The organism is Candidatus Litorirhabdus singularis, from assembly GCF_026262625.1.
GTDB classification, from domain to species: Bacteria; Pseudomonadota; Gammaproteobacteria; order Pseudomonadales; family Halieaceae; genus Litorirhabdus; species Litorirhabdus singularis.
Genome location: NZ_SHNN01000001.1, coordinates 1,422,157 through 1,446,013, shown reverse-complemented (window position 1 = coordinate 1,446,013; position 23,857 = coordinate 1,422,157). Strand labels below are relative to the sequence as shown.

General features: G+C 55.3%; 24 protein-coding genes. 17 read left to right on the top strand and 7 right to left on the bottom strand.

What is annotated here, in order from left to right; genetic code table 11:
- Nucleotides 1-31 precede the first annotated feature (31 nt).
- The 9 genes from EYC98_RS06485 (at nucleotide 32) to EYC98_RS06445 (ending at nucleotide 9,850) form a co-directional block, all read left to right on the top strand.
- Nucleotides 32-1,198 (top strand): dipeptidase, encoded by a 1,167-nt coding sequence (locus EYC98_RS06485; RefSeq protein WP_279244502.1) that lies wholly within the window; start codon nucleotides 32-34, stop codon nucleotides 1,196-1,198.
- An 81-nt stretch (nucleotides 1,199-1,279) separates the two neighbouring features.
- The gene (locus EYC98_RS06480) at nucleotides 1,280-2,191 is read left to right on the top strand and encodes an SDR family oxidoreductase (protein WP_279244501.1); all 912 of its coding nucleotides are present in this window, start codon (nucleotides 1,280-1,282) and stop codon (nucleotides 2,189-2,191) included.
- Nucleotides 2,192-2,501: 310 nt separating this feature from the next.
- Nucleotides 2,502-3,710 (top strand): bifunctional alpha/beta hydrolase/OsmC family protein, encoded by a 1,209-nt coding sequence (locus tag EYC98_RS06475; protein WP_279244500.1) that lies wholly within the window; start codon nucleotides 2,502-2,504, stop codon nucleotides 3,708-3,710.
- Nucleotides 3,711-3,761: 51 nt separating this feature from the next.
- Nucleotides 3,762-4,685, top strand: a complete 924-nt coding sequence (locus tag EYC98_RS06470) for a beta-keto acid cleavage family enzyme (protein ID WP_279244499.1) — start codon at nucleotides 3,762-3,764, stop codon at nucleotides 4,683-4,685.
- Nucleotides 4,686-4,687: 2 nt separating this feature from the next.
- Nucleotides 4,688-5,641: an alpha/beta fold hydrolase gene (locus EYC98_RS06465; RefSeq protein WP_279244498.1), complete on the top strand. Its 954-nt coding sequence runs from the start codon at nucleotides 4,688-4,690 to the stop codon at nucleotides 5,639-5,641.
- Between the two features lie 60 nt (nucleotides 5,642-5,701).
- A complete protein-coding gene (locus EYC98_RS06460) occupies nucleotides 5,702-6,199 on the top strand; it encodes a (2Fe-2S)-binding protein (protein ID WP_279244497.1) in 498 nt (165 codons plus the stop codon).
- Nucleotides 6,192-8,420 carry a xanthine dehydrogenase family protein molybdopterin-binding subunit gene (locus tag EYC98_RS06455; RefSeq protein ID WP_279244496.1) on the top strand — a complete coding sequence of 743 codons (2,229 nt, stop codon included), beginning with the start codon at nucleotides 6,192-6,194 and terminating at the stop codon, nucleotides 8,418-8,420. Before EYC98_RS06460 ends, EYC98_RS06455 begins: the two co-directional genes overlap by 8 nt.
- Before the next feature lie 16 nt (nucleotides 8,421-8,436).
- Entirely contained in the window at nucleotides 8,437-9,441 is a 1,005-nt protein-coding gene (locus EYC98_RS06450) for an NADP-dependent oxidoreductase (RefSeq protein WP_279244495.1), read from the top strand.
- A gap of 40 nt (nucleotides 9,442-9,481) precedes the next feature.
- Complete coding sequence (locus tag EYC98_RS06445) at nucleotides 9,482-9,850, top strand: limonene-1,2-epoxide hydrolase family protein (RefSeq protein WP_279244494.1); 369 nt, start codon at nucleotides 9,482-9,484, stop codon at nucleotides 9,848-9,850.
- Nucleotides 9,851-9,894: 44 nt separating this feature from the next.
- On the opposite strand, the gene EYC98_RS06440 is transcribed toward EYC98_RS06445, so the two are convergent.
- A complete protein-coding gene (locus tag EYC98_RS06440; RefSeq protein WP_279244493.1) occupies nucleotides 9,895-10,329 on the bottom strand; it encodes a DUF3237 domain-containing protein in 435 nt (144 codons plus the stop codon).
- A gap of 170 nt (nucleotides 10,330-10,499) precedes the next feature.
- Here EYC98_RS06440 and EYC98_RS06435 point away from each other — a divergent pair, with 170 nt between their 5' ends.
- On the top strand, nucleotides 10,500-11,540 hold the full coding sequence (locus tag EYC98_RS06435) for an NAD(P)-dependent alcohol dehydrogenase (protein ID WP_279244492.1): 1,041 nt from the start codon (nucleotides 10,500-10,502) through the stop codon (nucleotides 11,538-11,540).
- A gap of 59 nt (nucleotides 11,541-11,599) precedes the next feature.
- Here the strand turns inward: EYC98_RS06435 and EYC98_RS06430 are convergent, their stop codons facing one another.
- The 6 genes from EYC98_RS06430 to EYC98_RS06405 form a co-directional block, all read right to left on the bottom strand.
- Complete coding sequence (locus EYC98_RS06430; protein ID WP_279244491.1) at nucleotides 11,600-12,046, bottom strand: PPOX class F420-dependent oxidoreductase; 447 nt, start codon at nucleotides 12,044-12,046, stop codon at nucleotides 11,600-11,602.
- Nucleotides 12,047-12,048: 2 nt separating this feature from the next.
- On the bottom strand, nucleotides 12,049-12,993 hold the full coding sequence (locus EYC98_RS06425; protein WP_279244490.1) for a glycoside hydrolase family 17 protein: 945 nt from the start codon (nucleotides 12,991-12,993) through the stop codon (nucleotides 12,049-12,051).
- 192 nt (nucleotides 12,994-13,185) lie between these two features.
- Nucleotides 13,186-14,559 (bottom strand): MFS transporter, encoded by a 1,374-nt coding sequence (locus EYC98_RS06420; protein ID WP_279244489.1) that lies wholly within the window; start codon nucleotides 14,557-14,559, stop codon nucleotides 13,186-13,188.
- Between the two features lie 136 nt (nucleotides 14,560-14,695).
- Entirely contained in the window at nucleotides 14,696-15,694 is a 999-nt protein-coding gene (locus tag EYC98_RS06415; RefSeq protein ID WP_279244488.1) for a zinc-binding dehydrogenase, read from the bottom strand.
- 127 nt (nucleotides 15,695-15,821) lie between these two features.
- Nucleotides 15,822-15,971, bottom strand: a complete 150-nt coding sequence (locus EYC98_RS06410) for a DUF2256 domain-containing protein (protein ID WP_279244487.1) — start codon at nucleotides 15,969-15,971, stop codon at nucleotides 15,822-15,824.
- A 19-nt stretch (nucleotides 15,972-15,990) separates the two neighbouring features.
- Nucleotides 15,991-16,458, bottom strand: a complete 468-nt coding sequence (locus tag EYC98_RS06405) for a nitroreductase family deazaflavin-dependent oxidoreductase (RefSeq protein ID WP_279244486.1) — start codon at nucleotides 16,456-16,458, stop codon at nucleotides 15,991-15,993.
- Between the two features lie 301 nt (nucleotides 16,459-16,759).
- Here EYC98_RS06405 and EYC98_RS06400 point away from each other — a divergent pair, with 301 nt between their 5' ends.
- From EYC98_RS06400 to EYC98_RS06370, 7 genes are all read left to right on the top strand, one after another.
- Nucleotides 16,760-17,329 (top strand): cytochrome c3 family protein, encoded by a 570-nt coding sequence (locus tag EYC98_RS06400; protein WP_279244485.1) that lies wholly within the window; start codon nucleotides 16,760-16,762, stop codon nucleotides 17,327-17,329.
- On the top strand, nucleotides 17,326-18,645 hold the full coding sequence (locus tag EYC98_RS06395; protein WP_279244484.1) for a multiheme c-type cytochrome: 1,320 nt from the start codon (nucleotides 17,326-17,328) through the stop codon (nucleotides 18,643-18,645). The genes EYC98_RS06400 and EYC98_RS06395 overlap by 4 nt, the downstream gene beginning before the upstream one ends.
- A 96-nt stretch (nucleotides 18,646-18,741) precedes the next feature.
- A complete protein-coding gene (locus EYC98_RS06390) occupies nucleotides 18,742-19,542 on the top strand; it encodes an SDR family NAD(P)-dependent oxidoreductase (RefSeq protein WP_279244483.1) in 801 nt (266 codons plus the stop codon).
- A 146-nt stretch (nucleotides 19,543-19,688) separates the two neighbouring features.
- Entirely contained in the window at nucleotides 19,689-21,452 is a 1,764-nt protein-coding gene (locus tag EYC98_RS06385) for a DUF1800 domain-containing protein (protein WP_279244482.1), read from the top strand.
- Nucleotides 21,453-21,472: 20 nt separating this feature from the next.
- Nucleotides 21,473-22,876: a DUF1501 domain-containing protein gene (locus EYC98_RS06380; protein WP_279244481.1), complete on the top strand. Its 1,404-nt coding sequence runs from the start codon at nucleotides 21,473-21,475 to the stop codon at nucleotides 22,874-22,876.
- 69 nt (nucleotides 22,877-22,945) lie between these two features.
- The gene (locus EYC98_RS06375) at nucleotides 22,946-23,449 is read left to right on the top strand and encodes an RNA polymerase sigma factor (protein ID WP_279244480.1); all 504 of its coding nucleotides are present in this window, start codon (nucleotides 22,946-22,948) and stop codon (nucleotides 23,447-23,449) included.
- Nucleotides 23,446-23,835 (top strand): hypothetical protein, encoded by a 390-nt coding sequence (locus tag EYC98_RS06370; protein WP_279244479.1) that lies wholly within the window; start codon nucleotides 23,446-23,448, stop codon nucleotides 23,833-23,835. The genes EYC98_RS06375 and EYC98_RS06370 overlap by 4 nt, the downstream gene beginning before the upstream one ends.
- The last annotated feature ends 22 nt before the right edge of the window (nucleotides 23,836-23,857 follow it).

The window sequence follows — 23,857 nt, the reverse complement described above, 5'->3', positions numbered from 1 at the left end:
ATCTGTTGAAGCAACAGAAGGGAAAGTAACAATGAAAAAAACAATAATCACACTACTGACCTTACTGCTACTGGGCTGGATAGCCATGAGAGCTTTTGTTCCTGGCATAATCGAAAGCTCAGCTAATGTTGTAGAACAACATGCCCCGTACAAAATTTCAGAGACCGCACAAGCGTTGCACCAGGACCTTTTTGTCGTGGACCTGCACTCAGACTCACTGCTATGGGACAGAGACCTTAGCCAGGAATCCCAGCGCGGACAGGTAGATCTGCCACGATTGCAGCGGGGTAATGTCGGCTTGCAGGTTTTCTCGGCCACGACCAAGAGTCCGCGCGGACAGAACTACGCCAGCAATAGCAGCGATGCCTCGGATAACATTACTGCTCTGGCGATGGTACAGGGTTGGCCGCTATCGACCTGGTCATCTCTATTTTCTCGCGCTGAGTATCAAGCACAGAAGCTGCGGGATTTGGTAGCGGAGAACTCGAACGATATGGTGCTGGTACGCACGCGCAGCGATCTACAGACACTTCTCAAGAAGCGTGAAGATAACCCATCTGTGGTCGGAGCAATGTACTTGATCGAAGGCGCTCATCCGCTGGAGGGAGACATACAGAACCTGGACAGGCTCCACGCGCAGGGCTTGCACTTTGTCGGCCTCACTCACTTCTTTGACAATCGACTGGGAGGCTCACTGCACGGTGTTAGTCAACAGGGCTTAACTGATTTTGGCCGCGCAGTGGTCAGGCGTGCCAACGAACTGGAGATGACCGTAGACATCGCTCATGCATCACCGCAGATGGTGCGCGACGTGCTGGCACTTTCCACACGACCAGTCGTTCTTTCCCACGGTGGATTCAAAGGCTATTGCGAGTCTGACCGCAACCTGGAAGATACCCTCATGCAGCAATTTGCAGCACAGGGCGGGATTATTGGTGTCGGCTACTGGGACGGGGCAATCTGCGATAACAGCCCGGCGGCAATAGTAGGCGCCATACGCTACGGCATCGACCTCATGGGAATTAATCACGTCGCTTTGGGCTCAGATTATGACGGTGGCGTAAAAACAAAATTTGATACTTCGGAGTTAATGGTACTAACCCAGGTCATGCTGGATGAGGGTTTTTCCGAGAGCGAAATCATGGCTGTAATGGGCGAAAACGTGAAACGTTTTCTGATGCAGCAACTGCCCAAGTGATACTCTCGTTTACCGCAAGACAGCAACTGCCGCAGCCATACAGCATCCACTAACAATAATAAGAGCAATAGGGATAACATCATGGATCAGTCCAGCCCGAACAAAGTACTCATCGCCGGGGCCACCGGATATTTGGGCAAGTATGCGGTAAAGGCTTTCAAACAACGCGGTTTCTGGGTCAGAACGCTGACCCGTGATAAAAACAGACTCTTTGAGCCAGGTCCGTTTACCGCGCCTGCTCTGAAAGCGGAAGATATCGACGATATATTTGTAGGTAAAGTCACAGAGCCCGACACGCTCGTCGGTCTGATGGATGGCATAGACACTGTGTACTCCAGTATCGGCATATCCCGCCAACGCGATGGACTCAGCTTTGAGCAAGTGGACTATCAGGCCAATCGGAATCTCATTGATCTGTGTCTCGCCGCAAACGTAAAACGCTTTGTTTATGTGTCAATGCAAGGTGCCGAGAACATCATGCAACTGGAGATCACTCAGGTTCACGAGCGCGTCGTAGAGGATCTAAAAAACAGCGGCATGGAGTACAGAATCGTGCGCCCCTGCGGCTATTTTTCCGACATGGGCGCCCTCTACGATATGGCCAAACGCGGACGTGCGCTCTTAGTCGGTGCGGGGGAGAATCGTATGAGCCCAATTCACGGCCAGGATCTCGCCGAGGTATGTGTCGACACGCTGGCCGGCAGCGCGCTGGAAGTTGAAGCAGGAGGCCCCGATATTCTAACCCAGCGCGAGGCCGCCATGCTGGCCTTTGAGGTGGTGGGCAAACCCGTCAAGATCACGGTGATACCAATGTGGTTGGCCCGCGGGCTAGTGAAATTTGTCGGCCTACTCTCAAACCAATTCGGTGACCTTGCTGACTTTATCGTGACGGCAGGCGAAATTGATGGTGTGGGGCCACCGCTCGGCAAGACCACACTGAGAAGCTACTTTGAAATGCTGCACGCAGAGGATCAGCAAAAAGAGACAAAGTAGCTACGACAGTTACGATTTAGAGGCGGTCCTGTGATAGCGCGCAATCAATTCACCCATGCTACGCGCCAAGACATCAAAGCTCAGCTCAGGTTAGTTAAGGTCGAGCCTTATCTCATCCAATAGTATTCGAATCAGGCTCCCCAGCCATTTTCAACATCGTCATCGCCGTGCAGGCGACAAGGGGTAAGCAGCAGAATGCTGAAACCAATGAGTTCAAATGGCCGATTATTAAACACGCAGGCAATAGGGCAAAGAGTATGTAGCTACTGGTAGACTGTGCAGTCAGTTAATCGCGGCAAGGAGCTTGAGAGTGCGCCAGAAAGTTAAATTTGAAAGCGATGGGCTTATGCTTAGTGGTGCCTTGGAGACACCGGATGGCGACATTCGCTGTTACGCGCTATTCGCCCACTGCTTTACCTGCGGCAAAGACGTGGCAGCAGCATCGCGCATCGCCAGAGCTTTGACCGCCGCCGGGATCGCCGTACTGCGCTTTGATTTTACCGGGCTGGGCAACAGCGATGGCGATTTTGCCAACACCAACTTTTCTTCCAACATACAAGATCTGATGGCGGCAACGGATTTCCTGCGCAGCGAACATGCCGCCCCGGAGCTGCTTATAGGCCACAGCCTGGGTGGTGCAGCCGTACTTGCAATGGCTGCACAGGTTCCTGAGGTAAAAGCCGTGGCAACCATCGGCGCTCCGCATCGCGCGGATCACGTGGCCCACAACTTTAATGCCTCCCTCGAACAAATTGCTGCCGAAGGCTCCGCCAAGGTCGATTTAGGCGGTCGTGAATTCGTCATCAAGAAGCAGTTTCTTGATGATCTGGCAGCTTATGAAGCCAGTGAAATAGGTCGACTGCGCAAAGCACTGCTGGTCATGCATGCACCGCTGGACGCCACCGTGCCACTTCAGGAAGCAGAGAAAATTTATCTGGAAGCGCGCCATCCCAAGAGCTTTATCAGTCTGGATGGCGCTGACCACTTACTCAGCAACAAACAGGACTCTGAATACGCTGCCGCCACCATTGCCGCTTGGGCAAGTCGCTACCTGAACCCGAGTCCTGTAGGCAACGAGCCAGCGCCAGCCGCCGGTCATGTGCGAGTACAGGAAAAAGATCACAAATTTGCCCAATACGTGCGCAGCGACAGCCATAACTGGCTCGCAGACGAGCCCACCAAAGTAGGCGGCAAGAATTCCGGTCCAGACCCCTACGAGCACTTGCTGGCATCACTGGGTGCCTGTACCTCTATGACGCTGCGCATGTACGCCCAGCGCAAGCAGCTGCCACTCGCACACGTAAAAGTAGAGCTGTCCCATGGTCGTGACTACGCTAAAGATTGTGAAGGCTGCGAGGAAAATCCGCGGCAAATCGACGTCATTGATCGTCAGGTGTTGCTAGAGGGGGACCTTAGCCAGGCACAGCGCGAGCGTCTGCTGCAGATCGCCGATCGCTGTCCGGTGCATCGCACTTTGCACAATGAATTGCAGGTAAAGACACGTCTGGTAGTCAGTTAACCAGCAGTACTGCGAATCGCACATTAGCAACAGTCCATTGGAAATAGCCCTTTGAATCCACAACCTCTGATTATTGAAGCCTCGCTCAACGGCGCTGCCAGCAAGCACAACAACCCGCAGGTTCCCTACACCGACGAGGAAATAGTTGCCGACGCCGTGGCCTGCATGGACGCAGGTGCCGCTCTGATTCACAACCATACCGATGAACCCATTTTTGGCGGCAGCGGCAAGCTCGATTACGAACGCTACGCCAAACCCTGGCGCAGATTATTGGAGCTAAGGCCGGATGCAATATTGACGCCGACTATGCCAGTCGGCCAGGAGGGAGTGCCGGTAGAAGACCGCTATAGCCATGTCTCGAAAATGGCCCAGGAAGGATTACTGGCACAAGGCCTGTGCGACCCCGGTACATTCAATTTGTCGCTTCTCGATGAAGACGGCCTGTTTGCCAGCAGTCGCTACCTTTATCGCAATGATATGCAGGATTCTCGCTACTACGTGGAAACCTGTCGGGAGCTTTCTATCGGCCTTAGCATCTCCATCTTTGAGCCCAGCTTTCTCAAATTTATACTGGCCTATTATCGAGCTGGAAAACTGCCCGCTGGTGGCATCCTGAAGTTCTACTTTGCCTCCGACGAACTTTCTTTTGGCATGCCTCCAACTGTCGCCAGTCTGCAGGCCTACCTGGGCATGCTGGGCGACTGCGACCTACCCTGGCTGGTATCCAGCTTCGGAGACGATTGCGTCGGCTGCGGCCTGGCCGAGGAGGCCATAAAGCGCGGCGGACACGTTCAGGTCGGGCTTGAGCCCTATGGTGGTGATCGCTACCCAAGCAATGTGGAGCTCGTTCAAGAAGTTGTGGCGCTGGCGCAGCACTACCAGCGCCCCGCTGCCACCCCGACTGAGGCAGCAGCTATCATGCGCCTGCCCACCTATCCCGCACCCTATGGTGCTCAGATTAAAGGTCCCCACTAAACATGAAAAAACTCGGTATGAAAAAACTTTGGCTTATTGCCACTTTGTGCTGCGTTGCACCGTTTATCGCCAGCGCGCAAACCGACTTTGCAGCGCGGGAAGCAGCGGCAGATCGACTGCGCGCCATAGAACTGAACTTTGCCACTGTCAACGATGTGGAGATTGCCTACCGCGTCCTCGGCGATGCTTCAAATCCTTCGGTGATGATGATTATGGGGCTCGGCAGCTCGCATGTACTGTGGGGCGACCGCTTACCGTCTCAGATAGTAGCAGCGGGATACCGGGTCATACTCTTTGACAACCGCGACGTCGGCGACTCTCAGCGCTTCGAAGAGTTCGGCGAGCCGCTAATTTGGTGGCAGCTACTCAAAAACAAATTTGGCTTTGAGGTGGACGCGGCCTATGACCTGGGCGACATGGCCAACGACACCGTGGCACTCATGGACGCGTTGAATATCGAGCAGGCGCATGTTATTGGTGCATCAATGGGTGGCATGATTGCTCAGATTGTGGCGGCACGTTATCCGCAACGCACCACCAGTCTGGTCTCGATTATGTCTACGCCCGGGTTCGCCGACCACTTGCCCCAGCCAAGCACCGAGGCCAACAACCAATTAACCGATCTGGCCAATAGCGATGGCGAAAGTGATGCCACCGCGCGCTTACACCATATCGGACTATACCCTGAGGCAATGCCGCGTCAGGTGATGGCTATATTCAAATCGGGTGACCGCAGCGAAGAAGTGAAGACCATCGTCGTGCCTACATTGGTGTTGCATGGCGAGGACGATACCCTGATTCCACCGCGCCACGGTGAATATACCGCCGAGCTGATTGAGGGATCCACCTTCATCACCTTCGCTGGAATGGGGCACAACATACCCGCTACGGTGTTGCCGGCACTGGCTGGCAATATGATCACCCACATGCAAACGCAGGATGGCCGTCAGTTATGATGGGGTAGTCGGTCATCATTTGGTATCCTAGTGGTCACAGTTGAAGAGGACGTGCTTCCAATGTCGAATATCACCATTAATATCAATGGTCAGGAACGCAACGTAGATGTTGCTCCAGACACGCCACTGTTATGGGTAATTAGAGAGAATCTCGCCCTCACAGGCACAAAGTTCGGTTGCGGTATCGCCTTGTGCGGCGCCTGCACCGTGCATTTGGACGGAGTGCCAATACGCTCCTGCGTAACCCCGGTTGCCGCCGTAGGCAATGCCAATATCACCACCATCGAAGGGATTGCTGAAGCCGGTTCTTTACACCCGGTCCAGCAAGCCTGGATCGATGACCAGGTGCCACAGTGCGGCTACTGCCAGTCAGGCCAAATCATGTCGGCGGTGGCGCTGCTGCGTGACAACCCCAACCCGGATGAGGCCACTATCGACGCGGCTATGTCGGGTAATATCTGTCGCTGCGGCATGTATGACCGCATCAAGCGCGGTATCCAACGAGTGGCCAGCACCGGGGTGCAACAGTTCGACCCGCAGGAGATGCAAAATGGGTAAGTGGACGCGAAGAGGATTTATAACAGCCGGTGTTGTCGGCAGCGGCGCCATGGTCATTGGGGTGGCACTGCGACCCGGACACACTACGCCAGAAGCCGCGAAGCTGATGGCAGGTGACACCGAAGCAATGATCAGCACCTGGGTAAAAATTGATTCAGACAATCACATTACGGCAGTGATCCCGCACTCGGAGATGGGCCAGGGTGCACAAACAGCACTAGCGCAGATGTTGGCCGATGAAATGGATGCCAGCTGGGAGCAGGTGTCCTTTGTAGAGGCGCCGGCAGAAGATGTTTATGCCAACTGGGCCGCGGCCAAAGGTTTCATACTCGGCGATACGGCGGTTCCCAAACTACTAGTGGGCACCGTAGACGGTCTCTTTATGCAGGCCAGCAAGGCCATGCATCTGCAAATTACCGGCGGCAGCGCCAGCATACGCACCACAGGTGTTTATGGCATGCGCGTTGCCGGGGCAGCGGCGCGCCAAATGCTAATGGAAGCGGCGGCGGCTGATTGGGCTGTGGACATCGCGGATATCACTACGATCGATGGCATGCTGATACACGAAGCCAGCGGCAAGCGTGAGCCCTATGCAACCTTCGCAGCCGCAGCCGGCAAAGAGAAACCACCGCTCTCACCACAGTTGAAAACCCCGGATCAATTCAAGATCATGGGCAAGAATAAGCCGCGTCACGATATACCCTCCAAGGTAGACGGCTCTGCGATGTTTGGCATCGATGCCAGCGTGGATGGCATGCATTACGCCAGCGTCAAGGCGGCACCGGTATTTGGGGCGCAGGTGGCGTCTGTAGACGCTACAGCAGCACGATCAATGCCCGGCTTTGTAGATGTGGTTAATCTGGACGATGCCATAGCAGTCGTGGCGACAGGTTACTGGCAGGCCAAACAGGCGCTGGCGGCAGTGCAAATCGAGTGGACCGCTACCGGCAATGAAGATGTAGACAGTGAAAATGTGTTTAAAGCCTTTCAGGCTGACATGGAGACCGCAGACGCAGCTGGAGAAACTAATTCTGATATGCAGGTGGGTGATACCGCCAGCGAGTTCGACGGTGCTGACAGCATCATCAGCCGACAGTACAAAGTACCTTATCTGGCTCACACCTGCATGGAACCCATGAATGCGCTGGCCCGCTTTGAAAACGGCCAATGCGAGATTTGGACCGGCACGCAAAACCCTCTGGGCTGCCGCTATGACGTTGCGCAGGCACTGGAGCTTGATGTCGAGAATGTCAGTATTGTGCAACACACTATGGGTGGCGGCTTTGGCCGGCGCTCCAAGTCTGACGCAGCGATTCAGGCAGCGCGCATAGCGCGCGCAGTGGGGCTGCCCGTAAAGTTGATCTGGTCGCGCGAAGAAGATGTGCAGCATGATCACTATCGACCGGCAGTGGCCTCAAACTTCCGCGCGACGCTGAATTCAGCGGGGCAACCGCAGGCCTGGGAAAACCTCTACGTAGATAAGCATGAGCCCGCGGAAGCGCCGCACATACCCTACGCGATTCCTCACCAGAAGATTCATTATGTCGACAGCCCTACCCACGTCCCGTTTGGGGCCTGGCGTAGCGTTGACCACTCGCAGCACGGCTTTTTTGTCGAATCCTTCATAGACGAGCTGGCACACGAAGCACGACAGGACCCTTACCAATACCGCCGCAACTTACTGGCTGACCACCCGCGTCACCGCAAGGTACTTGATATGGCGGCAGAAAAAGCCAATTGGGATACACCACTGGGCGAAAACCGCGGCCGCGGTATCTCACTGCAGGAATCTTTCGGCTCGCTTGTGGCTGAGGTGGTAGAGGTCACTGTTATCGATGGTAACGTCAGTGTCGATCGCGTTGTGGTTGCGGTAGACGCTGGCTTCGCCGTGTCACCCGATGGGCTCACCGCGCAGATGGAATCAGGCGTTGTTTACGGCCTCACAGCCGCACTCTACGGTGAGGTTTCTATTGATGAGGGTCGTGTTAAGCAAACGAACTTCAATGATTACCCTATGCTGCGCATGAGCGAATCACCGGTCATTGAAACCCATATTATTAACAGCCATGAAACCTGGGGCGGCGCCGGGGAACCCGGCACTCCCGGAATTGCACCAGCACTGACCAATGCTATTTTTGCTGCCAGCGGTAATCGAATCCGCGAACTACCGGTGAGTAAATACGATTTTACCTACGAGTTTCGCGAACAGCGTGAATCCTGACCAGAAGGCCTAAAGAATGAATAATCAAAATACCCGTGTAGTCCTCGGCAGACGCCCCGTTGGCGAGGCCACGCCTGACTGTTTCTCAATAGAGACCGAGGAGCTGCAGCCCTTAACCGAGGGAATGGTCCGAGTTGCCGTCGAATATATTTCGGTCGATGCTGGCACCCGCACCATGCTCAAGGGCGAGGGCTTTCATAATCAGGTGGGCCTGGGGGATACAATTCTCGCTAGCGGGGTTGGTCGCGTTATCGAATCAACGGTAGCTGATTTCAAGCCAGGCCAGGCCGTTCGCGGAGGACTCTGCGCACAAACGATCGCCACGGTTCCCGCCAATATGCTCGAACCTATTGATGACTCTACCGCACCCTTGAGCGCCTATATGGGAATACTCAATGGCTCTACAGGTATTACCGCCTGGATCGGAATGCACCATATTGCGAAGCCGCAGGCCGGAGAGATATTCGTAGTTTCTGCCGCAGCCGGGGCGGTGGGTTCTATTGTTGGACAGATTGCCAAACTGGCCGGTGCCCGGGTTATCGGTATCGCCGGTGGCAAAGCCAAGACCGATTACCTGCTCAATGATTTGGGCTTTGAGGCCGCTATTGACTACAAAAACGAAGATGTAAGTGCGCGCCTGCGCGAGCTTGCGCCCGATGGCATTAACGTATTTTTCGATAATGTAGGCGGTCCGATTCTGGATGCGGTACTGGACAACCTGGCTCTGCGCGCCCGGGTCGTAATTTGTGGCGCGGTTTCCCAGTACGACGACATGGACAACATCACCGGCCCCTCCATGTATCTGCGCCTGGCTGAGCGGCAATCGACTATGGAAGGTTTTGCCTACTTTCATTTCCCAGAGAGTTTCGCGCAGGCTGAGGCAGAGCTTGCGCAATGGCTGGCGGATGGCAGTGTAGTATTGCCAGAATCCATACTCGATGGCATCGAGCGCTACCCCGAAGCGCTGCAGTTTATGTTTAACGGCGGCAACATTGGCAAGCTATTGGTTAAAGCCGGGTAGTGACTTGCGCGTTGGACTAATTGGTATGGCAGGAGACACCGTGAGCAATACAAAAATCGTGATGGACTTTATTGAAGCCTGGAACAAGATGGATTGGGATGCGGTCGTTGCTGCCTTCAGTGAGGATGTGGTTTACCACAACATTCCCATGGAAGTACTGGAGGGCAAGACTGACGTGGCCCATTTTATTACTACCGGCATGGACCTGAAATCAGTGGACTGGGAAGTATTGAGTATCGCCGAAAATGGCAACAGGGTACTCACCGAGCGCATTGACAACTTCTACCTGACAGACGGAAAAACCGTATCCATGCCAGTGATGGGAACCTTCGAGATTGAACATGGGCTGATCAAAGCCTGGCGCGACTACTTCGACCTGGCTACTTTCACCAGCCAAATGGCACCATAGGGGCGGTCTAGCCCAGACCGCGGACCAGACCGTCGCAATGGTGGCTAGTCGTGGACTGGCCGCGCTTCATAGATCGTATAAATCAACATGCCGCTTTCGGGATCGATCGCACCAGCGGCAACTGCCTGCACGCGATTAAGCCAGCTGTACTGGGGGGCACCGGTTTCAAAGGTTGGCGCCACAGCCAGCAGCCCGGTTTCCATATCCATACGCCCGCTGTATTCGACATAAATGAAAGCACCATCGTCGGTTTTCAGCGTCAGCCGCACATCCAGTGCCGCCAACTTCATTTCCTCATTCACGGTGGCCCAGTCGGCAGCATCACCGGTTGCCAGCTCGGCGTTGATACGCTCGCCGCGCAACTCCGCAGAGGGCACGTCGATGACCATACGAGTTCCCTTGGGACCGCCGCCGACTACCACGGGCTCACTCAGCTGCACTTTCATTACGCCCAACGGATGTAGTTCAATCTTTGCCACATTAATATCCTCAGTAAAAATAAGTCAGTTTGGTTCGATCCATAGTATAGAACATAAGCTGGTGCACGCGCGCGTCACGGCAGAGGAAGACGGCCAAGCTGCCATCTAACACAAGCGCTCTGCTGCAAATTGATCTAGAATCTAGCGTCCCATTCTACTGGAGAATAATAATGGAAGTGAAAGCCTACGCGATACCGGCCCCAGGCCAGAAGTTAGAGCCAACCACTATTCAACGGCGTGAGCCCGGCGCGGAAGATGTGCTAGTTGCACTGCAATACTGCGGCATCTGCCACTCGGATTTAATCATTGCCAATAGCGAATCGAACACCGACATGTACCCGTTGGTGCCCGGACATGAGATGGTCGGCAGCGTTGTAGAAGTTGGCGCCGACGTTAGCGGACTGGCTGTCGGAGACCTGGTGGGTATTGGCTGCATCGCCGACTCCTGCCGCAGCTGCAACCCCTGCGATACTGGCGACGAACACTATTGCGATACGGGCTTTTCCTTGAGCTTTAACGCTCTCGACAAGCAGGGAGAAAAAACCAACGGCGGCTACAGCAGCCACTATACGATCAACCAGCGCTATGCCGTAAAAATACCCGATGGCCTGGACCCTGCTGCTGCCGCGCCTCTGCTGTGCGGTGGCATCACCGTTTACACGCCGCTGAAAAGATTTGGCGCAGGACCCGGCAAAAAGGTCGGCGTACTGGGTCTGGGTGGACTGGGCCACCTGGCCATCAAAATTTCCAAGGCGATGGGCGCACACACCGTCATGTTAACTTCTTCTGCAAGCAAAGTTAGCGACGCTGAAAAACTGGGCGCGGATGATGTGGTACTAACCCGTGATCCTGAGGCACTCGAAGCGCATGCCGGAAGTTTTGATTTTATTATTAACACAATTTCGGGCGATCACGACGTCAACAGCTTTTTACCACTGCTGGCTCGCGCTGGGAATATGTGTTTTGTTGGAGCCCCACAATCACCTGCTCCAATCTTCATACCCAACCTGATCATGGGTGACAAACTCATGTCGGGCTCTCTGATTGGCGGTATGCCGGCAACTGCTGAAATGCTCCAGTTCTGCGCGGACCACAACATCACTGCCGATATTGAAATGGTTGATATTGATAAAGTGAACGAGGCTTGGGAAAGAATCGAGGCCAATGACGTCAAGTACCGTTTCGTCATCGATCTTGGCTCATTAAGCTAACCCAAGTCGTATCAAAAACCGTGCGACAGCGCGGCCAACAGGGGGGGGGGCAGCGTCCGCTAATCCTCCTGCCCTTTGATGTCATACTTGTTATCAAAGCGGCCACCGTATAGCTGCGGGCTGGAAACCTGCTCCGGTGTTAAATAGAGCACCACCCGCTCGGCATCGGGCGGGTCCAGATCATCGGGCAGCTCATCGCCGGTATGCTTTTTAAACTGTGCGCGCAGGTACTGCTTGTCAATATCATCCTCCACCCGCACGTTGCCGCGTATTTCTACATAGGTCATATGATCATCGGGGTCTATAACGCAAAAGGTAGCGCGGGGATCCGCCAGCACATTGTGATATTTGATCCGACCTTTGATTGTTGAAACCTCGACTTCTTTTCCGTTCCAGGTAAAGCCAACCGGGTTACTGGAAATTAAACCATCGCTATGACGGATGGTGCTCAGAGTACCCAAAAAATTGGAATTTAGTGTTGCCAGCTGCTTTTCATTCAGTTGCAAGGCTATCTCTCCTGCTCTGTTTGCATAACCTGTTTAGGCGTCCGGTCCACGAAAAATAGCCCCCAGTGTTTCTCCGCGCCAAGTTCCTGCGCCGGGTCGCCTTTCCAAGGCTCATCGAATGCCTCGAAAAAGAACACCGTTGTATTAGTCGCTGTAGCCCAGTCGCCCAACTCCTTATAGTAACGCTGCTGCTGCACCTCACCGGCGCGATCACCAAACTCTATGGCGGTTGAGGCCCAGCCGGCCTCCAGAATGACGATAGGTTTATCGGGCAGCGCCGCATGCACCCGTTCAATATTCTCAATGGTGTAACTCAGGCCATCATCAATCGACCTGCCCTCCCATACCGGGTAAGTATGTACCCCCAAAAAATCCACTTCATCGATCAAGCTGGCGCCATCACGTATCCACCACTCATAGTTGTCGGCGGTGCTTACGGGCTGCTCAACCGCCTGCCGGGTCAGACGCAAATAACGCACCATGCTATCGACAGTCACCATGTGATCATTCCAATCCACCAGAGCTTCGTTGCCGACATTGATGGCCACTATGATCTCCGGATAGCGATTAGCCAGCTCAATACCGCGCTCAACTTCGGCCAGATTGCCAAGGGTATTTTCCGCCAGCTCGGACTCTGGTATCGGTTCATGCAGCCAGGCGCAGCCCTCGTGGTTACTGAATTCTGCTTCCAGCCACATGCCCAGCAAAACCTTAAGCGGCAGGCCGCGTTCTTTAATCAGTGTAAGTACGGTCTGCGAATTTTCCCCCGAGTCGTACAAACGAATCAGCTTGAAACCATGAGCAACCAGGATATCGAGATCCTCACTGATCTCTGCCACAGACGGATTAACCGCCCCGTCGCCGCGGTCAGGGTGCTGACCCTCACGAAACCCGGAATAGGCTACGGCCATGACTTCGCCAGTCATTAAATCTGTTTTACTTTGCAAGTAATTTTCTTCCATTGGTTGAGGGTCAGGGGTACTGGAGATGGCCGGCGCTGACTTTTCACCAACACAGGCGACTACGCCGAGGCACAGTAGACTCGCCATCATTAAATTTAAAAGATTGATCGGTGTACGCATGCGCCATTTTTACACGCTTTAGGGTGCCGCCGCCATAATGCCCGCAAAAGTTGCCCGTCAGGCGCTGTTTCTCAGCGCCAGCTCCCGTTCTATGCTGGCCACCTGAGTATCGGACAGAGAATAGAACATCAGCACCAGCACATTCAGCAGCGCGATCGCGGCAGGTATCACGGTAAACAGCAGACGAATACCCAGCAGCGAGTCCTCGGACTGCGGCGCATTAGCGACATAGCCGAACGCTGCCAATAACCAGCCCGAAAGTCCGGCACCTATAGTGAGACCAAATTTTTGGGCAAACATTGAGGCAGAAAAAATCAATCCGGTAGTACGCCGGCGAAACTTCCACTCGCCGTAATCAGCGACATCACCATACATGGCCCAGACCAGCGGCGCGGTGGGTCCGGACAGGACGGCACCCGCACAACTCACCAGCAGCATAGACCAATACTGGTCAGGCGGCACAAAAAACAGACCGGCGGCGCAGGCGGCACTGCCCAATGACAGCACAATCATCAGGAATTTCTTCTCGAAACGGTCGCTCAACCACTTGGTACAACAGACGCCGATTATCAACGCCAAGGAATTCATGGTTAGAAAAAACGTGGTGCGATCAAAAATCCAGAAGTAAGCGCTGCCATCGTCCAACACATAATATTTAAAATAATACAGAGTGACTGCACCTTTGAGCGCGACACTGGAAAGGGTCAACACTCCGGCCACGCACAACACTAACCAAGGTCTGTTACGCAGCAACAGTTTCAGATCGCGACGAATAGTATCGTGCTCTTCCGTGGTCGACTCAACACGCTCTCTGGTGGTGGCAAAGGTGACCCAGAACAATGCAATAGACACAACGGCAAACAGAGCCATGGTGATTCTGAAGCCTTGAGCTTCATCCTCTACACCAAAATATTGCACCATGGGTCGCACCAGCATCGAGATCAGCAAACCACCACCAAAGGCACCCACAAAACGGAAGCTGGAGAGGACCGTGCGCTCCGATGACAGCGGGCTCATAACGCCCATCAAAGCGGAGTAAGGTACGTTAATCGCGGTATAAAGCATCATCATCAGTGTGTAGGTGACCCACGCATAAATTAGACGACCCGTATCATCAAACTGAGGGCCTGCAAACATCAGGTAACCCATGACGCCGTAAGGAACTGCCATCCACAGCAAATAGGGGCGGAACTTGCCGAACCGGGTCTGGGTGCGATCTGACAACGCGCCCATTAAGGGGTCGTTCAAGGCATCCCAGAGCTTGGAGACAAAAAACATGGTGCCGACGGCGGCGGCCGGAATACCGAAGACATCGGTATAGTAATAAAGCAGGAAAATATTGAAGGTCTGGAAGAAGAAGTTTGAAGCCGTATCACCAAGCCCATAGCCCGCCCTCTCCCGAAAGCTCAGCGCGCCCGATTCTTGCTGCATGAATACTCCAGTACTTGAGGCACCGGATTCATGCGGCGCGCAGAGTCTGCAGCATCGGTGAATCCAATGATGTTGTCAAAGCCCGGTCAGCCTGCCGCCATGAACTCGGCTGACAAGCTGTCCGGTTGACGAGTGCTTACGGCTTAAGAAGCAGCTTTCCGGTATGGCCGCCTGAGTACAACATTCCCAATGCATCCGGGAACCGCTCCAGGCCCTGCTCTATATGCTCTGGTAAGTTAACCTTACCTTCCGCCGACCAGCCGGCCAGGTCCGCTTCCATCTTGGGAAACTGTGAAGTGAAATGATCGACAGTAAACCCGCGCATGCTGGAATTACGCTCCGCCAGTCGCAGATAGAGCGAGGGGCCTTCGACAGCGGCCATGTGTGCGTACTGCGAAATTGCACCGCAAATGACCACTCGTGCTTCCATGGCCAAATTATCCAGTGCGGCATCCAGAATACTGCCACCGACATTATCAAAGAAGACATTCAGTCCGTCCGGTGCCAGGCGCTTGAGCTCGCTGGCCACATCACTATTCTTGTAATCTATGGTGCCGCTGCATCCAATAGACTCCAAAAACTCACATTTCTGCGGGCCGCCCGCAATACCGATAACGTTAGCGCCGCGCACTTTAGCGAGCTGGCAGGCCACGGTACCAACCGCGCCTGCTGCCGCTGAAACTGCCACTGTGTCACCCTCTTTCACCTGACCCACCAGCAACATACCGGCATAAGCGGTGAGACCGGTTGTCATTCCCAGCACCCCAAGATACGAGCGCGGCGGCGCCAAGTTTGGGTCCAGCTTACGCAGCATCTCTGTGCCACAAACGTTGTAGCGCTGTGCGCCCATGCCGCCAAAAACCCAATCATCGACAGCAAAGTCGTCGTTAAGGCTTGCCACAATACGTCCTGTGCCCAATGCAATAATGGCCGACTGCAGAGCGTTCTGGCCGTGATGGCCGTCGTGATCTAATGTCGTAGCGATAAAGGCATCTATTCCCAGATGATCCACCTCAATGACGACCTGACCGGGCTCTGGCTCCGCAACGGGTTCTTCAACAAATTCGAAATCTTCGGCGGTGGGCATGCCCTGTGGTCGCCGTGCCAAAACTACTTTCTGATTCACTAATTGCATTTATTATTCCATCAGTATTTAAAGTCGGTAGAAGGATGTACATACCCTTCCGCTGAGCCGATCAATATACCGACAGTCGAGCCAGAAAGAAAACAACCTCTCGCACCTTTCACCAGAGCAGCTCGGTTTATCGCTGCCGACCCCGACTGTTGCGTTGCCCGGAGCAGCGTCGTGAGCAATACACTACCGCCTCCCAGTTGTTACGCCAGCGGGCGCGCCAGGTGAAGGGGCGCTCACAAATAGGGCAAATTTTTGAGGGCAGGTCTTGCTTGCGCATCGCGACTCAACCTCATTGACTAAGAGACTCTCTCTAACAGCATCACGGGCAACTGCCGCCCCGCCTGCTCCTGGTAACGCCCATACTGCGGGTTATACTCCACCAGGCGTTTCCACATGTCCTGACGGCTGCGGCCGCTAAGTTCTTTGGCCGCCATCGGGCCTTTATAACCGCGAAAAGTCACCTGAGCCTGCCCGCTGGCACGTAGATTATGAATCCAGCCTGGCGCCGAGGCCTTACCCCAATTAGAACCGACCAGCACGATCGCGTTACCTACTGGCATGCACAGCGTTGGGATCTCCCTTGGCAATCCGCTTTTGGCACCCGTAGTTTCCACCAGGGCCACAGATAACATCCCGGTGTTGATCCAGCCGCGACTGACGCTCAGCAAAAATCGATCCATACGCGGCACGGTCTTTTGCAGAGCGCCAACCACCAGCGGCCGCTGCAGCGCGTTTCGAATCAGGTCAGTCTTTAGCAATTCCATTGGTGGCATCCTCAAACGGAGAGTTACGTCCTCACATTGGCATCAGATTGCAGCAGCCAGTGCAGCCGGCGTGGGCAGGTGGACAACATTTGGACAAACTACTGTGATCTTCCCCCAGAATCATCACTAAAGACAAGATCTCGCATGAACAGCCAAGCTATTGAGTCGTGAAAGCAGCTTTATGAAATTTCTGCTCATTGCTTGAAGCTCTGCTATGCTGAGCTCATAACGAGGGTCAAGGCACTTGCTACGTTAGTGGCCACCCCGATAATAAAGAATCTTTACAAAGGGTTTGGTTCATGTGAGCTTTCTTAGCAGCAAAGTCACTAAAATCGGGGCATTGCTCGCCATTGTCGGGTTAGGTGCTATAGCCAGCTGGGCGGCTTTTGATACTGCCTTTCACGTTACCGGTGACTACGAATTTTGTACCGGCTGTCATGCCTATGAGCCGATTGCGCGAGCCTATCGCGAGGACGTGCATGGGGGCAACAACCCCGCAGGCGTAAGGGCCGCTTGCAACGACTGCCATCTACCCCACGGTAACTCCCTACATTACTTTGTCGTCAAAGCACGCCACGGAATCGTGGATCCGACCATGGCGCTAATCAAAGAACCCCACGAAATCGATTGGCACGCCCTGCGCGAGCATCGGGAGCGATTCGTTTACGACTCCGGATGCCTGGGATGCCATAAGTATCTGGAAGAAACCACCCAGGCCAATAGCAAGGCGTTTCGACCGCATCGCAGCTATTTTGCCGGTGAAACAGAAAAGCAATGCGTCAGCTGCCATCAGCACGTTGGTCACAACAGATTAGGTTACCACCTGGAAAATCTGGGCTGGAAGCAAACGCAGCAAGGAGACACACCATGAAAACCATCACCGGCTTCGCTTTCATCCTGCCACTACTACTGATTTTGGCCAGCCCGTCAACGCTGGCTGAGTCCACTGGAATGAGCGTGGCTAACGTCAAAACGCTAAAAATTGACCGCGGCCTGTCCACCGAAGGCAAAGCCTGTATCACCTGCCACCAGCAAATCACCCCTGGCCAGGTCGCCGACTGGAAAGACAGTCGCCATGCACACGCAGGTATTTCGTGCATCGACTGCCACCAGGTGGCGGAAGATGCCCCCCACGCCATGCGCCATGCCAATGTTGAAGACACGCCAGTATTCGTATCGCCTCTGGTTTCTCCCGCAGTTTGTGGTCGCTGCCACGTTGCGGCCAAAGAACAGTTTGATGCCAGCGGACATTTCCGCGCCTATCGCCAGATAATCCCCAAGGACAGCCTGCATGCTCTGCAAGTTGTGCATGAAGGTCGCAATCACCCCGAGTTGTCGGGCGCACCCGGCGAGACCGGTTGCATGCAATGCCATGGCACCGAAATTTTATTGGATGAAGACAACCGCCCCACCCCCGAGACCTGGCCCAACAATGGTATGGGCAATATTTACCCCGATGGCTCTACCGGAAGCTGCACCGCCTGCCACAGCCGGCACAAATTTGATATTGGTGAGGCCCGCCACCCGCATGCCTGCGCCTCCTGTCACTTGGGACCAGATCATCCCAACATAGAAATTTTTAACAACTCCAAACACGGACATCTCTACAACACCGAAGGTGACGAGTGGGAGTTCGACACTGCGCCGGATGCCTGGGAACCTGGCGACTATCGCGGACCCACCTGCGCCACTTGTCACATGAGCGGGATTGGAGAGCTGTCTGTAACGCACAATATAACCGAACGCCTGTATTGGAACCTGTGGGCCAAGGAATCCAAGGTACGCGGCTCAGATGACGTGCTTAGCCCGCTGCTGGGCGATGGACCAGAAGGCCGTAAGAAAATGAAGATGGTGTGCAACAACTGCCATACCGGAAGTCACACCAACAACTTTTTCACCCAAGGCGATAAAGCCGTCAAGCTCTACAACGTGGCCTATTACGAACCCGCGACTGAGATGCTCAAGGATTTGAAAGCCAAAGGCTTGCTCAAGGAAAACCCCTGGACTGATGAGTTTCAGATTACTTATTATTATTTATGGCACCACGAGGGTCGGCGCGCACGCCAGGGTGCCATGATGGGCGCGGCGGATTACGCACACTGGCACGGCTTTTTTGAACTCCAGCAAGACCTCTACAAGCTGGAGGGGATTTACGAGAAACGGCTGGAGACAGGTGAGATTGAGTAGGTCAGACTTTGTCAGCAGGGTCTGACTTTGGATAGCAGGGCTTAGTCTGTGTCTACTGGACTGCGGACTGGCCAACTGACTATAGGGACATGAGCATTGCCTGACTACAAAGGAACCACTGCGCTGGTTACCGGTGCCGCCTCCGGTATCGGTGAAGCCCTGGCACGAGAACTCGCCATTCGCGGTGCCAGCGTCATCTGCGCCGACCGCAACCTGGCTGGCGCCGAAGCTACCGCCAACGCAATTGGCCCATCCGCCCGCGCTATAGAATGCGATCTGTCAAATCCCGAAGCGGCCGCAACCCTGATAGAAAAATGTTGGGCAACGTCGGGGCGACTGGACCTTATTTGCTCTAATGCCGGCATTGGGCATCGGGGTAGCCCGGTGCAGGAAGACATGCTCAATAGTGACTCGCTGCAGGCACTCTGGGAAGTCAACTTTTATGCCGGGTTAAAAATCGCCCAGTCCTATGCACGACTATTGGAGCATAACGGGTCAAACGGTCGCCTCTTGGTGACCGCTTCTGAGAATTCACTTAGCGTCCCCGATGCCGTCAAGAAGGGGAAAATGGCCTTTTATGCAGCCACCAAGCACGCCCTGCTGGTGGCTCTGGAGTGGCTGCGCATAGAACAGCAAGACGGGCCCCTGGAGCTGCACGTCCTGTTACCCGGAGCGGTATATACACCGCTGATTGCCAAAGCACTGCCCGATGCCGCACTGGCGCCAGCAGAGCTTGAACTGATCTCAGCCGAACGCTGCGCCCAGGTAGCCTTGCAAGGTATCGATCATGGCCTGTTTTACATACCCACCCAGGCGCATCTGCTAGAGGACATGCAGCCTCGCATGGACGAGATTACGCAGGCGTTAGCAGTGTTGGAGATTGAAAAAACCTTCTGAGAACAACCCGGACACCGCCAGTCTTCCCCCGCCCCCGGCTGCCACGCTATCTGTCACCTTTACCCCCTGTCGAAAAAAAATTGCAGCCTTGTCATACAAGCGGACAGTTGACGTCACTCAATTACGAACCCCAAGCGGAATGACTTATGAAAATTCTCCTCCAGGCGTTACTCCTGGCCATCCTTGGCACCGCCCTGGTCTCCTGCGGCGGTGGCGGCTCTAACGGCTCTGTAGCCACGTCCCCCGGGCCGACTCCAGAGCCAGAGCCGGAACCGGAACCGGAGCCGGAGCTACTACCGACAGCTCTCGAGGCTTCACGGTTTCTGAGCCAGGCCACTTTTGGACCGAATACACCAGCGATTGAGGATGTATCCAGCGTTGGTTTCGAATCCTGGTTCAACACGCAGCTGGAACTGCCACCCTCACTCCATCTGCAGGGTGTTCTTGCGCAATTTCCCGAAGATGGCAAGTTCTTCGACGAGCAGGGCAACACACTGCCAGAGCTGGTATTCACCGCTTCCAATTCATTCTGGCAAACCGCCATCGAGGGGGAGGACCAGTTGCGCCAGCGCATGGCCTTCGCATTGTCACAGATTATGGTGGTATCCAGTCAGAGCGATTTGCGGCGACTGCCCCAGACCATGGCCGCATATATGGATGTGCTTACCGAGGGCGCGTTCGGGAATTATCGCGATCTACTGGAGGAGGTGACTTACTCGCCAGCGATGGCAATCTACCTGACTTACCTGCGTAACGAAAAAGCCAACCCAGACACCGGACGTGTTCCTGATGAAAACTACGCCCGCGAGCTGTTGCAGCTTTTCAGCCTTGGGCTGGTGGCGCTGAATCAGGACGGCAGCAGCGCCGTTGACGCGCAGGGCGAACCACAGGAGCTGTTCGATAATTCAGATATCACTGGTCTGGCCAAAGTGTTTACCGGACTCAGTTTTGCCGGCGCTGCGTTTGAAACCCGGCCGAGCTTAATACCGCTGCCCGCCTTCTACCAACGACTGGAAATGTTCGACAGCTATCACTCCGCCGAGCCGAAAGCGTTTCTGGGCACCACCATTCCCGCCGGTACCGACGGTGGCAACACTTTGCAGATGGCGCTGGACACCATTTTCAATCATCCCAACGTGGGCCCGTTCCTGGGCAGACAGCTGATCCAGCGCTTTGTTACCAGTCATCCACCCGTCGAGTATGTAGCCAGAGTGTCTGCGGCGTTCGACACTGGCAGCTACCAGCTGCCCTCTGGCGAAGCAGTAGGCACAGGTGAGCGCGGAGATCTCAGCGCAACGCTGGCGGCGGTCCTGTTTGACCCGGTCGCCCGTAACCCTGAGTCCATTGGCGATCCACAGCACGGTAAGCTGCGCGAACCGGTTATTCGCCTCACACACTGGGCGCGCGCATTCAAGGTCAACAGCGCCAATGCCAGGAACGAGCGCATCCTGAGTAATACCAGCGATTCCGCACTGCTTGGCCAACAACCCTATGGTTCACCCTCGGTTTTTAACTTCTACCGACCCGGTTACATAGCTCCTGGGACGGAGACCGGCGCCGCCGGCTTAAATGCCCCGGAGCTACAGATTTCCAACGCCACCACCATCGTGGGCTATCCCAATGTGATCACCTTGTTCGCACTGGGAGTGACACCCAAGTTTGACCGCAGAGCTGCGCCTGCTTTTGTTGCCGACTATAGCGTTGAGGTAGGCCTGGCCAATGATCCGGAAGGCTTACTGGATCACCTGGATATTCTACTAACCCAGGGTCGCCTGGAACCTGAGACCCGCGCCCGTGTCATCGCTGCACTCGAGCAAATTCCGGCTAGCAACGATGACGGGCTGTTAGCCAGAGCACGCCTGGCCAGCGTTATGCTCATGAGCGCCCCCGACTATCTGGTGCAGCGTTAATGAACCTAAGGAGAAACCCCATGCAGTCCCGAAGAGATTTCCTGAAACTGTCCGCTGCCACCCCGCTGCTAACCGGCGGCGTGCCACTGCTTAATGCACTGAGCAGCATGAATACCATGGCGGCCAGCGGTGATGACTACCGCGCTCTGGTATGCGTATTCCTGTTTGGCGGCATGGACTGCCACGACACGGTGCTGCCTTATGATGTCGCCTCCTACAACAGCTACGCACAGATCAGGTCGTCACTGCTGCAGTCCTATGCAGCGCTTCCCGGTGGCTCGACGCGAGGGCGGGAAACGCTGCTGCCGCTGCAGCCGGCGGCGGCTCAATTCGGCGGGCGTCAATTTGCCCTGCCACCTGAGATGTCGGCCCTGCATGGCTTGTTCGAGCAGGGTAAGGCGGCTATCGTCGGCAACGTCGGCCCGTTACTGCAGCCTACCGATCGGGCCCTGTTCCAAAGTAATCCATGGCAGTTACCCGATCGATTGTTCTCACACAACGATCAACAGTCGACCTGGATGTCTTTTGCCACGGAGGGCTCACAGTTAGGCTGGGGCGGACGCTTCGGCGATTTTGCCGCTGGCGTCGGAGCCAATCTCAACAACATCTTCTCGCAGATCTCACTGGCAGGGAACACCGTGTTCCTGTCAGGAGATAGTGTGGGACCCTACCAGGTTAACTCCTCCGGCGTACCCTCGGTCGCACTGCTGGAGCAGCCTGAAAACGTCATTCCGCAGTCGCTGGCAGATATACTGCGTGACCACTTTACCTCCGCCGGAGCCAACCGCAGCAATCTGCTGCAGCGCGACTTCATTGATCTCAGCCAGGTTTCATTTGACGCTAATGAATTGCTGAGCGCTGCCTTGGAGTCCGCCCCCGGATTCACTACCGAGTTTCCCGCCAGCCCTCTTGGTGCGCAACTGGCTGCGGTAGCGCGCACCATCGAGGTACGCACTACTTTAGGCGCCTCAAGACAGGTCTTTTTTGTCGCTGCAGGCGGTTTTGACACTCATTCTGCACAGGCATCTACCCTGCCGGCACTGCAACAGGATATCTCAGAATCGATGGCCGCCTTTTATGCCACCACCGAGGAAATGGGCATAGCTTCAGAGGTCACCACGTTTACCATGGCGGACTTTGGCCGCACTCTGACCACCAACGGTGACGGCACCGACCACGGCTGGGGCGGACATCACTTTGTAGTGGGCGGTGCCGTCAATGGCGGCGATATTTATGGCGATATTCCAGTCGCCGAGCTCGGACACGCGCAGGATGCCGGCAATGGCAGACTCATACCCTCAGTGGCCGTTGAGCAACTGGCTGCCGCACTGGGCGGCTGGTACGGACTCAATGGCGACGAAGTGGCAGCTGCGCTGCCTGGACTGGGCGCATTTCCTGACGGCGCCCTGCCGCTGTTCCAGTAGCGGCAAGTTTTGTACTTCAACGCTGAACAGTGGGCGTACAATGAACCATCACCGGCAACCCGGGTCGTCATGGCACCCACTCTTATACAGCTACTGGAACGCCATCACACGCAAAGCTGGGGTTGGTCACTGGCATGTTGCGACTGGCAGCACGCGCTCGCTGAGGACGCACTGCAGGAGGCTTACCTGCGAGTGCTTGATGGACGGGCGCGCTTTGGCGGGCGGTCCAGTGAGAAAACCTGGTTCTTTGGCGTCATCAAACATGTGGCCGCAGAGCAGAGGCGCAAGCATGCCCGTCAAGGCCTGCTGCAAGTTTTCTATCGGCATCGCGCCGCCAACGAACCCGCGGTGGAAGCAGCGCCGGATCTGGAGCTGGACCAGTCCAGTCAGGCACTGCGCCAGGCGCTGATGGAACTGCCAGCGCGCCAGCGCGAAATCTTGCACCTGGTATTTTACAGCGACCTGTCGTTGGCAGAGGCTGCCACAGCCGCCGGTATATCGGTAGGATCGGCGCGCACTCACTATCACCGCGGCAAGCAGCGGTTACAGCAACTATTGGATGAACAACCATGAGCCCTGCGCACGATAAACACGATATGGATACTGGTAATCCAGTACTGGCGGCGCACTTCGCGCGCCTGCGCGAGTCCGAGCAATTAACCGCGCCGGCTATCACGCGCCGCCTGGCCGTAACCGAGACCGCAGCAGTGCGGCAATGGCGCCTGCCCAGCCTGCCGCGCGCAGCGGCGGCCACCGCGATCGCAGCAACCGTGCTGGTGCTGCTGTGGCAGCCCGCAGCTGAGGACCCGGCAACGATATACCTTAGCATTCTTGATCAACAGTCCTGGAGCAGCGATGCCCTGCTTGATGTGTCTGAGGCGCTATTGCCAGCACTGGCACCGGAACCGGATTTTTACCAGATAGACATCAATTTTGACCTCGACAGCTATGCCAACTAACACTTATAAAGGAGCGCTTATC

Bases quoted from the DNA above. Each gene is read 5' to 3' on its own strand.
- EYC98_RS06405 (WP_279244486.1), bottom strand. From the start codon at position 16,458: ATGGAATTGCTAAAGACTGACCTGATTCGAAACGCGCTGCAGCGGCCG.
- EYC98_RS06485 (WP_279244502.1), top strand. From the start codon at position 32: ATGAAAAAAACAATAATCACACTACTGACCTTACTGCTACTGGGCTGG.
- EYC98_RS06370 (WP_279244479.1), top strand. From the start codon at position 23,446: ATGAGCCCTGCGCACGATAAACACGATATGGATACTGGTAATCCAGTA.
- EYC98_RS06435 (WP_279244492.1), top strand. From the start codon at position 10,500: ATGGAAGTGAAAGCCTACGCGATACCGGCCCCAGGCCAGAAGTTAGAG.
- EYC98_RS06420 (WP_279244489.1), bottom strand. From the start codon at position 14,559: ATGCAGCAAGAATCGGGCGCGCTGAGCTTTCGGGAGAGGGCGGGCTAT.
- EYC98_RS06415 (WP_279244488.1), bottom strand. From the start codon at position 15,694: ATGCAATTAGTGAATCAGAAAGTAGTTTTGGCACGGCGACCACAGGGC.
- EYC98_RS06460 (WP_279244497.1), top strand. From the start codon at position 5,702: ATGTCGAATATCACCATTAATATCAATGGTCAGGAACGCAACGTAGAT.
- EYC98_RS06450 (WP_279244495.1), top strand. From the start codon at position 8,437: ATGAATAATCAAAATACCCGTGTAGTCCTCGGCAGACGCCCCGTTGGC.
- EYC98_RS06395 (WP_279244484.1), top strand. From the start codon at position 17,326: ATGAAAACCATCACCGGCTTCGCTTTCATCCTGCCACTACTACTGATT.
- EYC98_RS06480 (WP_279244501.1), top strand. From the start codon at position 1,280: ATGGATCAGTCCAGCCCGAACAAAGTACTCATCGCCGGGGCCACCGGA.
- EYC98_RS06465 (WP_279244498.1), top strand. From the start codon at position 4,688: ATGAAAAAACTCGGTATGAAAAAACTTTGGCTTATTGCCACTTTGTGC.
- EYC98_RS06455 (WP_279244496.1), top strand. From the start codon at position 6,192: ATGGGTAAGTGGACGCGAAGAGGATTTATAACAGCCGGTGTTGTCGGC.
- EYC98_RS06375 (WP_279244480.1), top strand. From the start codon at position 22,946: ATGGCACCCACTCTTATACAGCTACTGGAACGCCATCACACGCAAAGC.
- EYC98_RS06410 (WP_279244487.1), bottom strand. From the start codon at position 15,971: ATGCGCAAGCAAGACCTGCCCTCAAAAATTTGCCCTATTTGTGAGCGC.
- EYC98_RS06380 (WP_279244481.1), top strand. From the start codon at position 21,473: ATGCAGTCCCGAAGAGATTTCCTGAAACTGTCCGCTGCCACCCCGCTG.
- EYC98_RS06385 (WP_279244482.1), top strand. From the start codon at position 19,689: ATGAAAATTCTCCTCCAGGCGTTACTCCTGGCCATCCTTGGCACCGCC.